Source organism: Listeria rocourtiae FSL F6-920, from assembly GCF_000525975.1.
Taxonomy (GTDB): domain Bacteria; phylum Bacillota; class Bacilli; order Lactobacillales; family Listeriaceae; genus Listeria_A; species Listeria_A rocourtiae.
The window spans coordinates 59,749-78,276 of the sequence record NZ_AODK01000018.1 but is presented as its reverse complement, the minus strand read 5'-3'; the positions used below and the strand labels follow the sequence as shown (position 1 = coordinate 78,276).

Below are 18,528 nucleotides of genomic sequence, written 5' to 3'. Positions count from 1 at the left end.
CTAGTTTTGAGAGAACAGCGTTCTTTCGATGAAAGATTCATTGTCTGGTGGTAATGGCGAAGAGGTCACACCCGTTCCCATCCCGAACACGGAAGTTAAGCTTTTCAGCGCCGATGGTAGTAGGGGGCTTCCCCCTGTGAGAGTAGGTCGTCGCCGGGCAATGTATATAAAGTACTCATTTTTAATGAGTGCTTTTTTTATTTTTTTCTTGATAAATTATTTTCTTGCTATTTTAAATGATTTCTTGAAATTTTGTCTTGCTACTTAATGATTTTTAAGATAGGATTAGGTTTGAGATATTTTATTTGGTGAAAGAAAGGGATAAGAGTTGCGTTTTTTTAGGGGGAATTGATATGGGAGATGCTATAGGAATGATACTTACGATTTTTATTATTAATATCTTGTATGTATCGCTTAATACGGTGAGGTTATTGATGACGATGAAAGGGTATCGTTATCGTGCAGCTATCGTTAGTGTATTTGAGATTGTGGTCTATATTGTGGCACTCGGAATGGTTATGAGTAACTTGAATGATATTGCTAACATAGCGGCGTATGCACTTGGTTTTGGCGTAGGTATTATTGTCGGTATGAAGATTGAGGAACGTCTAGCTTTAGGTTATATTACGGTTAACGTGATTACGAAGGATTATAACTTAGATTTAGCAAACCAGATTAGAAATGCGGGGTATGGTGTTACTAGCTGGATTGCAAGTGGGCGCGATGGCGAGCGAATGATGTTGGAAATATTAACGCCACGAAAAAATGAGAATAAATTGTATCAGCAGATTATTGCTATTGATGATAAGGCGTTTATTGTATCGTCGGAACCCAAGCAAATCTATGGCGGGTTTTGGGTTAAGCAAGTGCGTGGTGGTATTAAGAAAAAGTGACTTTCTATGGAGGTTACTTTTTTTATATGGAAAAACAGGGATAAACACGAACGTTAAATTACACTTTCTTTTTATTGTTCGATTTTATGGTTGACTTTACTAACAGCTATTGTTAGAATGAAGAGGTCAATTAGTAATGGTATAGAAGAGGAGTGAAACATTGAATGTGTGCACAAGTTGGTGTCATTATGGGAAGCACTTCTGATTGGGAGACGATGAGGAAGTCATGTGAGGTATTGGAAGAACTGGGAATAGCTTATGAGAAAAAGGTTGTTTCTGCACACCGCACACCGGATTTAATGTTTACATATGCGGAAAATGCAAGAAGCCGTGGAATTAAGGTTATTATTGCCGGGGCTGGAGGTGCTGCGCATTTGCCAGGTATGGTCGCTGCGAAGACGACTTTACCTGTTATTGGTGTTCCTGTGAAGTCAAAAGCGTTAAATGGACTGGATTCTTTATTATCGATTGTCCAGATGCCTGGAGGTGTGCCAGTCGCTACTGTTGCAATAGGTGAGGCGGGAGCGGTAAATGCTGGATTATTGGCTGCGCAAATTTTATCGACTGAAAACGAGGCAATTGCTAGCCGTTTGGAAAATAGACGTGATACACTAGAAGAAAAAGTTCTAGAAAGTAGTGATTCTCTTGAGTAAAACGTATTTATTACCGAATAGCACGATTGGAATTATCGGAGGTGGTCAATTAGGCCGAATGATGGCTTTGGCTGCGAAAGCGATGGGATTTCGGGTGATTGTACTTGATCCAACTGTAGATGCTCCATGTGGACAAGTCGCGGATGAACAAATTGTGGCGAATTATACTGATTTGGTGGCTTTGAAAGAATTGGCTGAGAAAAGTGATGTTGTGACATATGAGTTTGAAAATGTAGATAATGATGCGATTCGTTCGATTGAGGACATTGTTCGTATTCCACAAGGGTCGGAGCTGTTGTCAATTACGCAGGATCGAATTTTGGAAAAGGCGTATTTGGAATCTATTAATATTAATTTAGCACCATATGCGGTGATTGTGGATAAAGATGATATTGTTCAGCATATTAGCAGCTTAGGTTACCCAGCAGTGCTCAAAACAACGCAGGGTGGTTATGATGGCAAAGGGCAATATGTGATTCAGAATGAGGACGATATTGATAAAGCGCTAGGGTTACTTCGTTTTGGTACGTGTGTGCTGGAGGCTTGGATTCCGTTTGAGCGTGAAGTTTCTGTAATTGTAGCTCGTAATGCCACAGGGCAAATCGAGACATTTCCTGTAGCAGAAAATGACCATAAAAATAACATATTGCATACGACGCATGTTCCGGCAACACTTGATGCGGAATCAGTTCATGAGGCGGAGGCTATTGCAGTGAAATTGGCAGAGTATCTTCATTTGGAAGGTGTTTTGGCGGTGGAGATGTTTGTTACGAACTCAGGCGCGATTTATGTAAATGAGTTGGCACCTAGACCGCATAACTCGGGGCATTTCTCGATTGAGGCTTGCAATATTTCGCAGTTCACACAACATATTCGGGCAATTGCCGGTTTGCCGCTTCTTGAGGTAGAGTTGTTGCGTCCAGCGATGATGGTGAATATTTTAGGACAACATGTGGATGGTGTGAATGAGGTATTGGACGCGCATCCAGAGTGGTTTGTTCATTATTATGGGAAACAAGAGGCGAAGATTGATAGAAAAATGGGGCATATAACCATACTTTCTGATAATCCGCTTGTGGAGATAGAGAAATTACGTGGTATGAAAATTTGGAGTTAATTGGGGGATTTGAGAAACGATGATTGAGCGTTATACGAGAGAAGAGATGGGTAATATATGGACGGAACAGAATCGTTTTCAGGCTTGGTTAGAAGTCGAAATTCTTGCTTGTGAGGCTTGGGCGGAGCTTGGTGAAATTCCAAAAGAGGATGTAGCGAAGATTCGTGAAAATGCAACGTTTGATGTGGCGCGGATTCAGGAGATTGAGCTTGAGACGCGTCACGATGTTGTAGCGTTCACAAGAAGCGTATCGGAATCGCTTGGTGATGAGCGTAAATGGGTGCATTATGGACTGACTTCAACGGATGTTGTGGATACAGCTAATTCGTATATTTTGAAGCAGGCTAACGAGATTTTGCGTGCCGATTTAGAACGGTTTATTGAGATTTTGGCAAATAAGGCTAAGGAATATAAATATACGGTTTGTATGGGACGGACGCATGGTGTGCACGCAGAACCGACGACATTCGGCTTGAAGTTGGCGCTGTGGCATGAGGAAATGAAGCGTAATTTGGAACGCTTTAATCGTGCTGCTAGTGGTGTTGAGTTTGGAAAAATTTCTGGTGCTGTTGGTACGTATGCAAACATCGATCCATTTGTGGAAGAATACGTTTGTAAGAAACTGGGTACAACGCCGGCTCCGATTTCGACGCAAACATTGCAGCGGGATCGTCACGCAGATTATATGGCTACGCTCGCTTTGATTGCAACTTCTGTGGAGAAATTTGCTGTGGAAGTTCGGGCACTTCAAAAGAGTGAGGTTCGTGAGGTGGAGGAGTTTTTTGCTAAGGGTCAAAAGGGTTCTTCTGCAATGCCGCATAAGCGTAATCCGATTGGATCGGAGAATGTGACAGGACTTGCACGTGTTATTCGTGGGCATATGGTGACGGCTTATGAGAATGTGCCGTTGTGGCATGAGCGTGATATTTCGCATTCGTCTGCTGAACGTATTATTTTACCGGATGCAACGATTTTACTTGACTATATTTTGAATCGTTTCGGTAATATCGTGAAAAATTTGACGGTGTTCCCAGAAAATATGAAACGCAATATGGATCGGACGTTAGGTCTGATTTATTCACAGCGTGTGTTATTAACATTGATTGATAAGGGGATGGCTCGCGAAGAGGCCTATGATACAGTGCAGCCTAAAGCGATGGAGGCTTGGGAGTCTCAAGTGCCATTTAAGACGTTAGTTGAGGCGACGCCTAAGATTACAGGATTACTTTCTAAAGATGAGATTGAGGCTTGTTTTGATTATAATTATCATTTGAAACAGGTGGATATGATTTTTAATCGCTTAGGGCTTTAAGGAAGGAATCGTGAAAAACTATGGAGGGTTATGATGGCTTCATAGTTTTTCATGCTTTATTTGGATTAAAATTCTGATGTAAAAGGAGACTTTTCATAGTGGCGAATTTATTGTATGAAGGCAAGGCAAAACGGTTATTTAGTACAGATCAGGATGGTATTTTACGTGTGGCGTATAAGGATGATGCAACAGCGCTGAACGGGGAGCGTAAGGAGAGTTTTGCGAGCAAAGGGCGTTTAAATAATGAAATTACGTCGCGCATTTTTTCATATTTGCGAGATGCGGGAATTAAGAGTCATTTTGTGGAGCAGTTGTCAGATACGGAGCAACTGGTGCAGGCTGTTGAGATTATTCCTCTTGAGGTTGTTGTGCGGAATGTGATTGCGGGTAGTTTGGCGAAACGCCTTGGGGTTCCAGAGGGGACGCCGACATCGCGGCCGATTGTCGAGTTTTATTATAAGGAAGATGCGCTTGATGATCCATTTATTAATGATGCGCATGTGCTTTATTTAGAAGCGGCGACAGAAGATGAGATTGCGATTTTGAAGCAGGCGGCGCTTGATGTGAATGTAGCATTATGTGAATTATTCGCAAAAATGAATATTACGCTGATTGATTTTAAATTAGAATTTGGACGTGATCAGGATGGAAAAATTCTACTTGCCGATGAAATTTCGCCGGATACATGTCGTTTATGGGATCGGGATACGAATGCCAAGCTGGATAAGGATGTCTTTCGTCGGAATATTGGGAATTTAACAGCGGTTTATGAGGAAGTTTTGAAAAGATTAAAGGAGGTTGTTTGAATGTATAATGTGAAGGTGTTTGTAACGTTGAAAAAGAGTGTATTGGATCCACAAGGTACAGCGGTGATGGGATCGCTAAAAAGCTTGAATTACGGTGAGGTTGAGGATGTTCGGATTGGAAAATATATGGAACTTCAAGTGGCAAAATCGGATCGTGACATTCATGCTGTCTTGGATGAAATGTGTGATAAGTTGCTGACCAACCCAGTGATGGAAGATTATCGTTATGAAATCGAGGAGGCTTAAGGATGAAATTTGCGGTCATTCAATTTCCAGGTTCGAATTGTGATTTAGATATGTTACATGCGATTTCTGACGCGCTTGGTGAAGAGGCAGAATATGTGTGGCATGCGGAAACGAGTTTAGATGGGTTTGATGCGGTGCTACTTCCTGGTGGTTTCTCATATGGGGATTATTTGCGGACAGGTGCGATTGCGAAGTTTGCGAATATTATGCCAGAGGTTGTACGGTTTGCGGAGACGGGGAAGCTTGTGCTAGGTGTTTGTAACGGGTTTCAAATTTTGGCAGAGAGTGGCTTGCTTCCAGGAGCTTTGATTCGGAATAATAATCTCCATTTTGTTTGTAAGACGGTTAGTCTGCGTGTGGAGAATGCAGAGACGATGTTTACGTCAGAATATGCGGCGGGGGAAGAGATTCGGATTCCTGTGGCACATGGCGAGGGGAACTATTATTGTGATGATGCGACGCTTGCAGATTTGCAGGCGAATGGACAAATTGTATTCACATATGCGTCAGAAAACCCTAATGGAAGTATTGCGAATATTGCTGGGATTACGAATAAAGCTGGCAATGTACTTGGTATGATGCCGCATCCGGAGCGTGCTGTGGAGGATGTTGTTGGTGGCACAGCTGGACTTGGCGTTTTTAAATCGATGTTGAAGGCTTGGAAGGAGGAACAGGTGCATGCTTAATGTGAATCAGGAACCGTCAGCGGCGCAAATTGAGGAACAGAAAATATATGAGACGATGGGGCTTAGTGAGAGTGAGTATGGTCTTGTTTGTGATATTTTGAAGAGGAAGCCGAACTATACGGAGACAGGTTTATTTTCTGTGATGTGGTCGGAGCACTGTAGTTATAAAAATTCAAAACCAGTGTTACGCAAATTCCCAACAGAGGGGCCACAAGTGTTACAAGGTCCTGGTGAGGGTGCTGGGATTGTGGATATTGGCGATGGACTTGGTGTTGCTTTTAAAGTGGAGAGTCATAACCATCCGTCTTACGTAGAGCCGTATCAAGGGGCTGCAACTGGGGTTGGCGGCATTATTCGCGATGTGTTCTCGATGGGTGCGCGTCCGATTGCGATGTTGAACTCGCTTCGTTTTGGTGAGATTGATAACCCACATACGAAATATTTGGTGAATGAGGTTGTAGCTGGAATCGCTGGTTACGGGAACTCCATTGGGATTCCGACGGTTGGCGGTGAGGTGCAATTTGACCCGTGCTATGCGAAGAATCCTTTGGTAAACGCGATGTGTGTTGGTTTAATTGCAAAAGAGGATATTCAAAAAGGTCAGGCAGTTGGTGTTGGTAATCCAGTGATGTACGTTGGAGCGAAAACTGGTCGTGACGGAATTCATGGTGCAACATTTGCATCGGTGGAGTTTAGTGAAGAGGGTGAGCAGCAACGTTCAGCAGTTCAGGTAGGAGATCCGTTTATGGAAAAACTATTGCTTGAGGCTTGTCTGGACTTGATTCGTGACCATTCGGATATTTTGATTGGGATTCAGGATATGGGTGCGGCTGGTCTAGTGAGTTCGAGCTCTGAGATGGCTTCGAAAGCTGGATCAGGCTTGGAGCTTATTATGGATGATGTGCCACAACGGGAAACGCATATGTCGGCCTATGAAATGTTGCTTTCGGAGTCGCAGGAACGGATGCTTTTATGTGTGAAAAAAGGGCATGAGGCGGAGATTAAGGCATTGTTTGAGCGTTACGGTTTAGAGGCTGTGACGATTGGAACGGTGACGGATGATAAGATGTATAAAATTGTGCATCATGGTGAAGTCGTGGCGAATGTGCCGGTTGATGCGCTTGCTGAGGATGCTCCTGTCTATCATAAGCCTTCATCAGAACCGCAACGGTACCGTGATTTCCAAGCGGAAGAAGCTTTTTCGCCAGTCGTGACAGATGTTGTTGAGACTTGGAAAGCTTTACTTGGGCAACCAACGATTGCAAGTAAGCGTCATATTTACGAACAGTTTGATTACCAAGTTCGGACGAATACGGCGGTTGCTCCTGGTTCGGATGCGGCGGTTTTACGAGTTCGTGGGACGAATAAGGCTATTGCAATGACGACGGATTGTAATTCACGTTATTTGTATTTGGACCCTGAGGCTGGTGGTCAGATTGCGGTTGCGGAAGCTGCGCGAAATATTGTTTGTTCGGGTGCAAAACCGCTGGCGATTACGGATGGTCTCAATTTCGGTAATCCTGAAAAACCAGAGATTTTCTGGGAGATTGAGAAGGCCGCAGATGGTATTAGTGCGGCTTGCTTAGAGCTTGATACACCTGTTATTTCGGGAAATGTATCGATGTATAATGAGACGGATGGAGAAGGTATTTATCCGACGCCAGTAATCGGTATGGTTGGCTTAGTGGAAGACGTTGCGCATATTACAACGCAAGGCTTTAAAGAGGCTGGCGATGTGATTTACTTAATCGGTGAAACGAAGCCGGAATTCAGCGGTTCGGAATTGCAAAAATTAGAGCAAGGCAAAATTAGCGGACGCGCACCTGTACTTGATTTACAAGTCGAGAAGCGTTATCAACAGTTCTTATTGACAGCCATTCGTGATGGGCTTGTTGCTTCGGCTCATGATTTGGCAGAAGGTGGACTTGCTGTAGCACTTGCTGAGGCAGGTTTTGCGAATGATTTGGGGGCTAATATCAACGTACCTTTTGCAGCGGAATTACTTTTTAGTGAATCGCAATCACGGTTCTTAGTTTCGGTGAAGGCAGATGATGCAACGAAATTTGAGCGGTTATTTGCAACAGAAAAATTGGTGCGTTTAGGTGAAGTGACAGAGGTGTCAAAACTTATCGTGCATGCGGAGAAATCAGTAATTACAGCCGAACTTAGTGAGTTGAAACAAGTTTGGGAAGGGGCTATTCCATGTCTACTGAAATAAGAGGGTTGAACGAGGAATGTGGCATTTTTGGGATTTGGAACCATCCGAGTGCGGCACAAATTACGTATTATGGGTTGCATAGTTTACAGCACCGTGGACAAGAGGGCGCAGGAATTGTATCAACGGACGGAGTGACGTTGAAAGGGCACCGAAATTTAGGCCTGCTTGCGGATGTGTTTAAGCACGGGGAACTGGATGAACTTGTTGGGAAGTCGGCGATTGGGCATGTGCGTTATGCGACGGCTGGTGGTAAGAGCTTGAGTAATGTGCAACCGTTTTTGTTTCATTTTCATAATTCGAGTCTGGCGCTTGCGCATAATGGAAATTTGATTAACGCACAGACGCTTCGACAAGAGCTGGAAGAAGAGGGAGCGATTTTTCAAACGAGTTCGGATACGGAAGTTCTGGCTCATTTGTTAAAGCGTAGCCAGACGGGATCGTTTTTGGAAGATTTGAAAGTAGCGTTGAATAAAGTGCAGGGCGGTTTTGCGTATATGTTGTTGACGGAGAATGAGTTGATTGCAGCGCTTGATCCGAATGGTTTCCGTCCACTTTCGATTGGAAAAATTGGTGACTCTTATGTGATTGCTTCTGAGACTTGCGCGTTTGATACGGTTGGCGCAGAATTTGTGCGTGATGTGGAGCCAGGTGAGTTGATTATCATTAATGATGACGGTTTGCAGATTGAAAAGTATACGGAACAGGTGAAGCATTCCATTTGTAGCATGGAATATATTTATTTTGCACGTCCTGATTCTAATATTGCTGGAATTAATGTGCATTCAGCGCGAAAACGGATGGGGAAACGATTGGCACAGGAAGCTTTTGTGGAGGCTGACGTAGTGACAGGGGTTCCAGATTCGAGTATTTCGGCGGCGATTGGTTACGCAGAGGAGACAGGGATTCCATACGAATTGGGATTGATTAAGAATCGTTATGTGGCGCGGACGTTTATTGCGCCTTCGCAGGAATTGCGGGAACAAGGCGTGAAAATGAAATTATCGGCGGTGCGTGGTGTCGTTGAGGGGAAACGGGTTGTCATGATTGATGATTCGATTGTTCGTGGTACAACGAGTCGCCGTATCGTGCAGCTTTTGCGCGATGCTGGTGCGGCTGAGGTTCATGTTCGAATTGCATCGCCACCGCTCGCTTTTCCGTGTTTTTATGGAATTGATATTCAGACGCGTAGTGAGTTAATTGCGGCGAATTATTCAGTGGATGAGATTTGCCGGATTATCGGTGCTGATTCGCTGACATATTTATCGGAGGATGGCTTGGTTGATGCTGTTGGAAAGCCGTATCCGGATGAGCCTTACGGTGGACTTTGTATGGCGTATTTCAATGGGGATTACCCAACGGAATTGTTTGATTATGAGAAAGAATATTTGGCAAGTTTAGAAGCCGAGTCACGTTGAGAGGGGAATTTTGCAAATGGCAGAGAATGCGTATAGTAAGGCTGGCGTTGATGTAGAGGCAGGTTATGAGGTTGTGGAGCGAATCCAAAAACACGTGGCTCGTACGAAGCGTAACGGCGTGATGGGCGCGATTGGTTCGTTTGGCGGTATGTTTGATCTTAGCGGGCTTGGCTTGCGTGAACCTGTGCTTGTTTCAGGCACAGATGGCGTTGGTACGAAGTTGCTACTTGCGATTGAGGCGGATAAGCATGATACAATTGGCGTGGATTGTGTCGCGATGTGTGTGAATGATATTTTAGCGCAAGGTGCAGAACCGCTATTTTTCTTGGATTATATTGCGACGGGAAAAACGGTTCCTAGCAAGATGGAGCAGATTGTAAAAGGTGTAGCAGATGGTTGTGAATTGGCTGGATGCGCGCTTGTTGGTGGTGAGACAGCTGAGATGCCGGACATGTATGGTGCGGATGATTATGATTTGGCTGGTTTCACGGTCGGGGCGGTCGAGAAGGCAAATGTGATTACAGGTGAGCAAGTTGCTGCTGGTGATGTGTTGATTGGTTTGCCATCGAGCGGGATTCATAGTAATGGATATTCATTGGTACGCAAAGTTTTCTTTAAGGAACATGATTTTACGCTGGATACGGTTTTGCCGGAACTTGGAGGCAAGACGCTCGCCGATGAGTTGCTTGTGCCGACGCGTATTTATGTGAAGCCTGTTTTGGAAGTGATGAAGAATGTGGCCGTACACGGTGTTTCGCACGTTACGGGTGGCGGTTTTATTGAAAATCTACCTCGTGTTTTGCCGGAGGATTTGGCGGTGTCGATTACGCGTGATGCTTGGCCTGTGTTGCCGATTTTTGATGTGCTGCAAAGTTATGGCAAGATTAATCCTGACGAGATGTATGGAATTTTTAATATGGGAATTGGAATGGTGCTTGTTGTTGCTGCGGATGATGCAAAAAGAACACTGGCTATTTTAGAGGAACAAGGTGAAAAAGCATACGAGATTGGAAAAGTGACGCCAAAATTGGATGGCGCGCAAGTCGTGTTTACGGAGGATAATTAGGATGAAAATTGCGATTTTTGCTTCGGGATCGGGTAGTAATTTTCAGGCGCTTATAGATGATGTAATTATTCGTGAGTCTGTCGCTTTACTCGTTTGTGATAAGCCAGGCGCATTTGTTTTGGAGCGGGCAGAAGCAGCTGGAATTCCGGCCTTTCTGTTCTCTCCAAAGACTTTTGTGGATAAAGTAGCTTTTGAACAAGAAATCGTGGCTAAATTAAAGGAATCAGAGGTAGAGTTTCTTGTTTTGGCAGGATATATGCGTTTGATTGGTGAAACGTTGCTGACGGCTTATGAAAATAAGATTATCAACTTGCATCCATCACTGCTTCCAGAATTTCCTGGAAAAGATGCAATTGGTCAGGCGATGGATGCGGGGGTGTTGAAGACGGGCGTTACTGCGCATTTTGTGGATGCTGGTATGGATACGGGACCGATTATTGCGCAACAGTCGGTGGCTATTTTACCAGAGGATACGTTGGATATTCTCACAACTCGAATACATAAAGTGGAACATGCTTTTTATCCAGAAGTTGTAAAAAAAATAATAGGGGGACAAACATGAAAAGAGCATTAATTAGTGTGTCAGATAAAACAGGTGTCGTGGAGTTCGCACAGTCACTTGTTGAGCTTGGCTTTGAAATTATTTCGACAGGTGGAACGAAGAAGGCGCTAGAAGATAGTGCGGTTCCTGTAATCGGGATTGAGGAAGTGACGAATTTTCCAGAGATGCTGGATGGTCGTGTGAAGACGCTACATCCAGCGATTCATGGTGGTTTACTTGCCCGTCGTGATGATGCGACTCATATGGCGGCGATTGAGGCACATGATATTGCGAAAATTGATCTCGTTTGTGTGAATTTATATCCGTTCCAAGAAACGATTGCTAAACCAGGTGTGAAGCTAGGTGAGGCGATTGAAAACATTGACATTGGTGGTCCTTCAATGTTGCGCTCGGCGGCAAAAAACTACGCGGCGGTGACGGTTGTTGTTGATAGCGTAGATTATGCTCCTGTTTTAGCAGAACTTGGCGATCATGGCGCGGTTACTTTTGAGACGAATCAGCGCTTGGCAGCGAAAGTTTTCCGACATACGGCGGCCTATGATGCTTTGATTGCAGGTTATTTGACGGATATTGTGGGCGATGAGTTCCCTGAAAAATTAACATTGACATATAATAAAAAACAAGCTTTACGCTACGGTGAAAATCCGCATCAACAAGCGGCATTCTACACAGAGCCACTGGGTGCAAAAAATTCAATCAGTGAGGCGAAGCAATTGCACGGCAAGGAGTTGTCGTACAATAATATTCGTGATACAGACGCGGCACTGCGAATTGCATCTGAATTTACGGAGCCTGTAGCTGTTGCTGTGAAACATATGAATCCGTGCGGTGTTGGTGTTGGTACTACGCCAGAAGAGGCATATTTAAAAGCCTATGAAGCAGATGAGACGTCTATTTTTGGTGGAATTGTGGCGATTAATCGAGAAGTAGATGCGGCAACAGCAACGCATATGAGTCGGATTTTCTTAGAAATTATTATTGCGCCAAGTTTTTCAGAAGAGGCATTTGCGATTTTATCGGAGAAGAAGAATATTCGCTTGCTATCAGTTCCTTTTTCAGGCCCGGTAAACGCGGTGGAAAAAACTTCTGTAATTGGCGGCTTGCTATTGCAAGATGGTGATGCTGTGGCAGAAGATGTGGCAACGTATGAAGTGGTGACAGACGCGCAACCGTCAGAGAGCGAGTGGAAAGCGCTTGTTGCTCAATGGAAAATTGTGAAGCACGTGAAATCAAACGCGATTGTGGTTGGAAATGATAAGCAAACGCTGGGAATCGGTGCAGGACAGATGAACCGGATTGGCGCAGCGCTAATTGCCTTGAATCAAGCAGGCGACAAAGCGCAAGGTGCAGTTCTGGCTTCGGATGCCTTTTTCCCAATGGATGATACAGTAACAGCGGCTGCAGAAGCTGGTATAAAAGCTATTATTCAACCAGGTGGCTCGATTAAAGATAAAGACTCGATTGCGATGGCTAACAAATATGGCATTGCAATGGTCCTCACACATGTTCGCCATTTCAAACATTAAAGGAGCGTGTTGGTACAATGAAAATTTTAGTTGTCGGAAGCGGTGGTCGTGAACACGCGATCAGTAAGAAATTGCTAGAAAGTAATAGCGTAGAGAAAGTATTTTGCGTACCGGGAAATGATGGTATGGTGAGCGATGCGATTGAGACATATGCTATTTCAGAAACTGACGCTAAAGCGCTAGTCGAATTTGCTAAAGATAAGGCGGTAGATTGGGTTATTGTCGGTCCAGAAGTGCCGCTCTTAAACGGTTTGGTTGATGATTTTGATGCTGCGGGAATAAAAGCATTTGGACCATCAAAACAAGCAGCATTAATTGAAGGGAGCAAGGATTTTGCAAAGCAATTCATGAAAAAATATGACATCCCAACGGCAGAATCAGAGTCGTTTACGAATTATGATGACGCCTATCTTTATTTACAAGAAAAAGGTGTGCCAATCGTGATTAAGGCAGATGGCTTGGCGGCTGGAAAAGGGGTAGTTGTTGCTTTTGAGATGGAAGAAGCGGTACTTGCTTTGAAAGATATGATGCTAGATAGCAAATTCGGTGAGGCATCCGCAAAAGTGGTGATTGAGGACTTTTTAGACGGCGAGGAATTTTCATTAATGGCTTTCGTTCGTGGGGAAAAAGTGTATCCAATGGCGATTGCGCAAGATCATAAACGAGCATATGAAGGTGATAAAGGACCGAATACTGGGGGAATGGGCGCTTATTCACCTGTACCTCACATCGCACAAACTATTGTTGATGAAGCGGTTAAGAGCATTCTATTTCCAGCAGCAAAAGGGATGGTAGCAGAAAATCGCTCGTTTTCTGGAATTTTGTATGCAGGGTTGATTGTGACAAAAGAAGGGCCAAAAGTGATTGAGTTCAATGCGCGATTTGGAGATCCAGAGACACAAGTGGTGTTACCGCGCTTGAAATCTGATTTTGCAAAGGTAATTGATGACTTGTTGCATGATCGTGAACCGATGCTTGAATGGGAGACGGGTGGCGTGACACTTGGCGTTGTTTTAGCGAGTGCTGGTTATCCTGAGGAATATGCGAAAGAAAAAGTAATTACAGGTCTTGCCGATGTGGAAGCAGAGGTTTATCATGCAGGGACAAAACGAGCTGAGGAAGATGATGTTTTCCTATCCAATGGTGGACGCGTATTGCTCGTCTGTGCAACAGCAGAATCAATGGTAGAGGCTCAAGCTAAACTCTATAAAGAAATGAAAAAGCTAGAGAATCCAAACTTCTTTTATCGGATGGATATTGGGACGAAAGCTATAAAATAAGTAAAACCGTGCGATGCTTTCTCGTTTCATGAGAAGCCACGCACGGTTTTTTTTATTTTCTAAAAAGCGCCACCGCCTGAGCCACCACCGCCGCCACCACTCGAGCCACCGCTAAAACCGCCACCAGAGCCACTACCAGACGATGCGCTACTTGCTAATGCACCGCTAAACGAGCTCTGGAAGGAGTTTTGAAAGCTTTCTGCAAAGGCTGTGTCCATATTGGCATTGTTTACACTGCCGAGCATAGCGCCCCCATAATAATAGTAAAGCAAGCTGGAATGCTGTTGTACTTGTTCTGGTGAGAAGTGAATCGATGCAGCTTTTAGAACTTCTTTCGTTAAACCAAGTGAAATCGAGTAAGAAAGGTAATGGTCCCAAATCGCGATGGAGCCAACGTCCGCGATATCCATATTCCCAACATCTTTAATATAACGTTTAAAAGCGTACCATTTAGCAAATTCTTCTGCCCCCTCTTGATTTTTAATAGGGAATTGGGTAATCCAAAAAACAAGCAGAATAACGAAGGCGATAAAACTTACGATACAAGCAAACAAGGAGAAGGTACTTGCAAAAATACTGAAAATAATGATACCAATACCAATCAAAATACTAGCTATTAAGGTGCTAACTAGCCATTTCGTAGCTTTAGAGCTTGCCGTTGTATCGAAATAGTCATATTTTTTTGCTTCCTCATGCACGCTATTTTTCCAGCTTGTAAAAGCAGTTCGAAAAGCTGTTGTGTTTTTTTTGGCATATGCGTTGATTTCTTTCAAAGTTACTTTTTCGCCATCGCCAATCTTATCGATGAGCCATGTTACCAGTCTTGTCTCGTGTGATAAAGGTTTGATTGGAGAAGGGACTGGTAATTTCGTGATGGTGTAGGTTGCCTTTTTCTTATTGCCAGAAGGATGTGGAAGTTCTTCGATGGTTAGCTGGCGTTTGCGAACTAAGTCCATAATTGTTGCAACGATATCATTTGCGCCTGTTTGCATGAAAATCAACTTGTTCATAACAGCTGGCGACATGTCAGTCGGGATGTCATGGAAATACTTATCTTTAAAAACCACTACTTTCGATTTTGTATATTTTACATAGGTTAGGATAATCGTCACAAGAATAATCAGTAAAATGAGTAAACTACCACCGTAAAAAACGGTTTTTGCAAGCGTTCGTTTAAAATTGGCTTGATTGGCTAGCTTGGCTTCTTGTGCCTGAATGGTAGCTTTTTTATTAATAGCTTGGATATTTTGATTGAGCGGTACAATATTATTTGGAAAAATCACATGAGCCTCTACAAATTGCCCAGCTTTGACATTATCAGCAGTTAGTTTTACAATTTTATTATTTTGTAAGGAAACATTACCATCCAACGGTCCGTGCGCCCATGCCTGGAGCTCGCCATTTTGCGTTGCTTCTGGCAGTGTAATCGTGATGGCAACTTGATCCAATGTTTTTTCCCAATTCTTTCCGACTAATTTACGATTAAATTCCGCGGTGTCATTGTAGTTAATAATCGCATTTTTTAATGTGTACGTATAGGTGAAATCTTTTGTTGCCGTGTCTGTTGGAGAATAGACGCGGATTTTTAATGTATCACCGATATAATCTGCTTTAAAGGTGCCATTTTTTTCGGAGTTACTTTCAATAAATGGTTGACCATCGACAGCTACTCGTAAGTCGGTGATTGGTGGGAGTCCAGCTGTATCAATATCCATTGTCGCTCCATTAAACGCGCCATCGAAATCATAGCGAACATTTTCAGCAATTATGGCCGTTCCATCTGGCTGAATCTGGACATAGTTTTCATACTTTGGTATTGTAAAAGAACGATCAGCCGAAACTGGTAGATGGAACGTTATGAGAAACATAAATAAGAGTGAGAAAAGTAAGACAATTTTCATTTTCATGTTGAGACCTCCCTTTATAAGAAATAGTATAGCATGTTCGTTTGTATTTTTGAACCTTCTTGTTGTGTTATTCACACTAGTACGTTAAAATGGTAAAGAAGAGTCTGATTAAAATGGAGGTATACGCATGCAAATAGAAAAACTGCGTGGTGAAGGTCTAGATACATTTTTTAAAGGGATCTTAGCACTGGAGAATTTAGAAGAATGTTACGCTTTCTTTGATGATGTATGCACAGTAAACGAAATTCAATCAATGTCACAACGTTTTCAAGTAGCTAGAATGTTACATGAAGGTAAGACATACAATGTTATTGAAGCCGAAACAGGCGCTAGCACAGCAACAATTTCGCGCGTAAAGCGCTCACTCAATTATGGTAACGACATGTATGAGGTAGTTTTTGAACGAATGAAAGATAAATAGATGGTCATAAAGAGGTGAGCCACTTTCGGCACACCTCTTTTCGTTAAAAGTTTATAATTCCAGTAGCGGATAGGAATATTAGGATAATCGCGATAGGCGCAACATATTTTAAGAGAAGTAGCCAAAGCATAAACACTTTACGGCCTAATCGACTACTTTGTGTAAATTCGTCAAATAGTAATTGGCGAGGCAATCGGAAGCCTACAAAAATGGCTGTGAATAATGCGCCTAACGGGAAAATAATATTCGTAGACACGTAATCAATCGCTTCAAAAATAGTTCGACCAAAAATAGTATATTGATGCCAAATGCCGAAACTTAGTGTGGCTGGGATGGCTATTAAGAAAACAAGGCCACCAATAACCCAAGTTGCCAAGGCTCGACTCGGAAATTTTGTAATAAAAGGTGCTACTGCCGTTTCAAGCAATGAGAAACTTGAAGAAAGAATCGCAATTAGAAACATAAGCAAGAAGGCGATGAAAAAAAACGGAACCGAATGGTAGTTGATTGAATATAGAAGGTAGGACGACAAACAATATAGCAGGCCCATCGTTTGGCTTTACCCCAAAGGAGTAAAGTACCGGAAAAATTGCAATAGCAACTAGAATAGAGATAAAAAAATTGAGTAATGTTATAAAAGCCGATGTTTTTGGAATATTAATGCTTTTATTTAAATAAGAACCGTATGTGACCATTAGTGATATTCCGACGCTGAGTGAGAAAAAAGATTGACCTAGAATAAGGAGCAAGCTTTTGCTATTAATAGCTGAAAAATCCGGCTTTAGAAATAATTGGAGCCCAGTGACTGCATTAGGAAGTGTCAGGCCTCGAATTGTTAAAATAACAAGCAAAATAAAAAGTGCAGGAACCATAAATTTACTGGTTCTTTCAAGACCTACCCGAACGCCCAGAGAGACAATTAATATCGTTAAAAGTATAAATATCCCAGTTCCAGCAATCGCGGTGGCCGTATTGGCTGATGTGAGGCTAAATTGCAAAGAGAGCTGTGCTTGATCTATATGGCTGACAGAACCAGTAGTCACTTTGATAATATAGGCCAGAACCCAGCCACCAACAATACTATAAATTGCAAAAACTAAGATAGATCCGAGGATGCCCAGCTTTCCAACCAAGTCCCAATGACCATTTGGTACTAACTTCTTATAAGCTCTTATGGCATCACTGTTGGATGAGCGCCCCACGATGTATTCCCCAATCAGGATTGGAAGCACGACTGTAAACGTCAGAATCAAAAAAAGCGATGAAAAAAGCGCCACCTCCTGTTTTAGAGGCTATATATGGCATTTTCCAGATAGCGCCGATACCAATCATGGCACCGACTGACGCAAGTGTAAAACCTAATTTTGAACCCCACTGTTCCCGGTTATTATCCATAAGAGACTCCCTTTCAGCTCGAAAAAATCAAATAATAGTATGTACTTTAATCATAGCATAGAAGAATTCTGAATGCATCTTCTTAAATTCTATTTAAAGTTAAATATTTTTATAAAAGCGTCTGGGAAGTGGTGCGGGGTACGTCTAAAAATGTTATACTGTAGGTGGCGCGTGGCGCGACAAGTATTCATCTTCGTCGTTAAAGCCTGTGCTCCGATACTCTCGTACAGTCGTACGCTCCGTTTCGGTGCTCGGCTTTGCCTAGAATCTGAACACTTGTCGCACCACGCTAGTTCGTATGTAAGTTCATGGATGGAAAAAGTTCGTTTTTGATGGTGGAGGGGCTTGATAGTGAGACATTTATTTAAGTTGGATCCTGCGAAAGTGTTGCCGGATGGTGCTGTGGATCGGTTGGTTCGGTCTGGTACGGATGGCTTTATTATCGGGGGGTCCGATGGTTTGCAGGTGGGTGCGGTGCAAGCGTTGTTTCGCTCTTTTGCAACATGGGACTTACCGGTTTTTATGGAGGTAAGCGATGAGGCGATGGTTATGCCTGGTGCGAGTGAGTATTTGATTCCAATGGTGTTGAATACGACAGATGTGGAATGGCTACTTGGCGCACATCACAGGATTGTAAAGCAATATGGTGATTTTATTCCATGGCCGCATGTTTTGGTGGAAGGATATTGTATATTAAATCCGGATGCGAAGGCGGCCAACCTTGCAAAGGCCAACACGAATTTAACAGAGGGCGATGTGGCTGCGTACGCTAGTATTGCTGAAAATATGTTGCAACTGCCGATTTTTTATGTCGAGTATAGTGGTGTTTTTGGGGATAAACGAATGTTGCAGGCGGCGCGCTCGGAGCTCGTTAACACGAAACTTTGGTATGGTGGCGGTATTCGGACGGTTGCCCAAGCACGTGAAATGGCTGAAATCGCGGATGTGATTATCGTTGGGAATGTTTTGTATGAAGATTTTGAACAGGCGTTGGAAACGGCGAGTGCAATAAGGTAATATCACTT

The 18,528-nt window shown here is 43.2% G+C and carries 16 protein-coding genes, 1 rRNA gene and 1 pseudogene; 16 read left to right on the top strand and 2 right to left on the bottom strand.

Annotated features, from left to right (window positions below; translation table 11 throughout):
• Positions 1-43: 43 nt before the first annotated feature.
• The 14 genes from rrf (at position 44) to purD (ending at position 13,780) form a co-directional block, all read left to right on the top strand.
• Positions 44-159: ribosomal RNA gene (rrf, locus tag PROCOU_RS07150) — 5S ribosomal RNA — on the top strand.
• Between the two features lie 194 nt (positions 160-353).
• On the top strand, positions 354-893 hold the full coding sequence (locus tag PROCOU_RS07145) for a DUF2179 domain-containing protein (RefSeq protein ID WP_036070932.1): 540 nt from the start codon (positions 354-356) through the stop codon (positions 891-893).
• Positions 894-1,057: 164 nt separating this feature from the next.
• On the top strand, positions 1,058-1,546 hold the full coding sequence (gene purE / locus PROCOU_RS07140) for a 5-(carboxyamino)imidazole ribonucleotide mutase (protein WP_036070929.1): 489 nt from the start codon (positions 1,058-1,060) through the stop codon (positions 1,544-1,546).
• Positions 1,539-2,663 (top strand): 5-(carboxyamino)imidazole ribonucleotide synthase, encoded by a 1,125-nt coding sequence (gene purK, locus PROCOU_RS07135; RefSeq protein WP_036070927.1) that lies wholly within the window; start codon positions 1,539-1,541, stop codon positions 2,661-2,663. Before purE ends, purK begins: the two co-directional genes overlap by 8 nt.
• Positions 2,664-2,682: 19 nt before the next feature.
• Positions 2,683-3,975 carry an adenylosuccinate lyase gene (purB, locus tag PROCOU_RS07130; RefSeq protein ID WP_036070925.1) on the top strand — a complete coding sequence of 431 codons (1,293 nt, stop codon included), beginning with the start codon at positions 2,683-2,685 and terminating at the stop codon, positions 3,973-3,975.
• A 95-nt stretch (positions 3,976-4,070) separates the two neighbouring features.
• Positions 4,071-4,781, top strand: coding sequence for a phosphoribosylaminoimidazolesuccinocarboxamide synthase (purC, locus tag PROCOU_RS07125; RefSeq protein ID WP_133620858.1), 711 nt, complete (start codon positions 4,071-4,073; stop codon positions 4,779-4,781).
• Positions 4,782-5,027, top strand: coding sequence for a phosphoribosylformylglycinamidine synthase subunit PurS (gene purS / locus PROCOU_RS07120; RefSeq protein WP_036066366.1), 246 nt, complete (start codon positions 4,782-4,784; stop codon positions 5,025-5,027).
• Between the two features lie 2 nt (positions 5,028-5,029).
• Complete coding sequence (gene purQ, locus PROCOU_RS07115; protein WP_036070920.1) at positions 5,030-5,713, top strand: phosphoribosylformylglycinamidine synthase subunit PurQ; 684 nt, start codon at positions 5,030-5,032, stop codon at positions 5,711-5,713.
• Entirely contained in the window at positions 5,706-7,931 is a 2,226-nt protein-coding gene (purL, locus tag PROCOU_RS07110; protein ID WP_036070917.1) for a phosphoribosylformylglycinamidine synthase subunit PurL, read from the top strand. Before purQ ends, purL begins: the two co-directional genes overlap by 8 nt.
• Positions 7,916-9,346, top strand: coding sequence for an amidophosphoribosyltransferase (purF, locus tag PROCOU_RS07105; protein ID WP_036070914.1), 1,431 nt, complete (start codon positions 7,916-7,918; stop codon positions 9,344-9,346). The genes purL and purF overlap by 16 nt, the downstream gene beginning before the upstream one ends.
• Before the next feature lie 16 nt (positions 9,347-9,362).
• A complete protein-coding gene (gene purM, locus PROCOU_RS07100) occupies positions 9,363-10,412 on the top strand; it encodes a phosphoribosylformylglycinamidine cyclo-ligase (RefSeq protein ID WP_036070911.1) in 1,050 nt (349 codons plus the stop codon).
• Between the two features lies 1 nt (position 10,413).
• Complete coding sequence (gene purN, locus PROCOU_RS07095; protein WP_036070908.1) at positions 10,414-10,974, top strand: phosphoribosylglycinamide formyltransferase; 561 nt, start codon at positions 10,414-10,416, stop codon at positions 10,972-10,974.
• Entirely contained in the window at positions 10,971-12,500 is a 1,530-nt protein-coding gene (gene purH / locus PROCOU_RS07090) for a bifunctional phosphoribosylaminoimidazolecarboxamide formyltransferase/IMP cyclohydrolase (protein ID WP_036070906.1), read from the top strand. The genes purN and purH overlap by 4 nt, the downstream gene beginning before the upstream one ends.
• 17 nt (positions 12,501-12,517) lie before the next feature.
• Complete coding sequence (gene purD, locus PROCOU_RS07085) at positions 12,518-13,780, top strand: phosphoribosylamine--glycine ligase (protein WP_036070904.1); 1,263 nt, start codon at positions 12,518-12,520, stop codon at positions 13,778-13,780.
• Positions 13,781-13,839: 59 nt separating this feature from the next.
• On the opposite strand, the gene PROCOU_RS07080 is transcribed toward purD, so the two are convergent.
• Positions 13,840-15,687, bottom strand: coding sequence for a DUF2207 domain-containing protein (locus PROCOU_RS07080; protein WP_036070902.1), 1,848 nt, complete (start codon positions 15,685-15,687; stop codon positions 13,840-13,842).
• A 127-nt stretch (positions 15,688-15,814) separates the two neighbouring features.
• On the opposite strand from PROCOU_RS07080, the gene PROCOU_RS07075 reads away from it, so the two are divergent.
• The gene (locus PROCOU_RS07075) at positions 15,815-16,108 is read left to right on the top strand and encodes a YerC/YecD family TrpR-related protein (RefSeq protein WP_036070900.1); all 294 of its coding nucleotides are present in this window, start codon (positions 15,815-15,817) and stop codon (positions 16,106-16,108) included.
• A 43-nt stretch (positions 16,109-16,151) separates the two neighbouring features.
• On the opposite strand, the pseudogene PROCOU_RS19050 reads toward PROCOU_RS07075, so the two are convergent.
• Positions 16,152-17,503 (bottom strand): annotated as a pseudogene (locus PROCOU_RS19050) (sodium-dependent transporter).
• A 351-nt stretch (positions 17,504-17,854) separates the two neighbouring features.
• On the opposite strand from PROCOU_RS19050, the gene pcrB reads away from it, so the two are divergent.
• A complete protein-coding gene (pcrB, locus tag PROCOU_RS07065) occupies positions 17,855-18,520 on the top strand; it encodes a heptaprenylglyceryl phosphate synthase (RefSeq protein ID WP_036070898.1) in 666 nt (221 codons plus the stop codon).
• The last annotated feature ends 8 nt before the right edge of the window (positions 18,521-18,528 follow it).

What these genes read in the sequence shown, in the direction of transcription:
- PROCOU_RS07145 (WP_036070932.1), top strand. Translation starts at nt 354, where the DNA reads ATGGGAGATGCTATAGGAATGATACTTACGATTTTTATTATTAATATC.
- purE (WP_036070929.1), top strand. Translation starts at nt 1,058, where the DNA reads ATGTGTGCACAAGTTGGTGTCATTATGGGAAGCACTTCTGATTGGGAG.
- purB (WP_036070925.1), top strand. Translation starts at nt 2,683, where the DNA reads ATGATTGAGCGTTATACGAGAGAAGAGATGGGTAATATATGGACGGAA.
- purS (WP_036066366.1), top strand. Translation starts at nt 4,782, where the DNA reads ATGTATAATGTGAAGGTGTTTGTAACGTTGAAAAAGAGTGTATTGGAT.
- purQ (WP_036070920.1), top strand. Translation starts at nt 5,030, where the DNA reads ATGAAATTTGCGGTCATTCAATTTCCAGGTTCGAATTGTGATTTAGAT.
- purL (WP_036070917.1), top strand. Translation starts at nt 5,706, where the DNA reads ATGCTTAATGTGAATCAGGAACCGTCAGCGGCGCAAATTGAGGAACAG.
- purF (WP_036070914.1), top strand. Translation starts at nt 7,916, where the DNA reads ATGTCTACTGAAATAAGAGGGTTGAACGAGGAATGTGGCATTTTTGGG.
- purM (WP_036070911.1), top strand. Translation starts at nt 9,363, where the DNA reads ATGGCAGAGAATGCGTATAGTAAGGCTGGCGTTGATGTAGAGGCAGGT.
- purN (WP_036070908.1), top strand. Translation starts at nt 10,414, where the DNA reads ATGAAAATTGCGATTTTTGCTTCGGGATCGGGTAGTAATTTTCAGGCG.
- purH (WP_036070906.1), top strand. Translation starts at nt 10,971, where the DNA reads ATGAAAAGAGCATTAATTAGTGTGTCAGATAAAACAGGTGTCGTGGAG.
- purD (WP_036070904.1), top strand. Translation starts at nt 12,518, where the DNA reads ATGAAAATTTTAGTTGTCGGAAGCGGTGGTCGTGAACACGCGATCAGT.
- PROCOU_RS07080 (WP_036070902.1), bottom strand. Translation starts at nt 15,687, where the DNA reads ATGAAAATGAAAATTGTCTTACTTTTCTCACTCTTATTTATGTTTCTC.
- PROCOU_RS07075 (WP_036070900.1), top strand. Translation starts at nt 15,815, where the DNA reads ATGCAAATAGAAAAACTGCGTGGTGAAGGTCTAGATACATTTTTTAAA.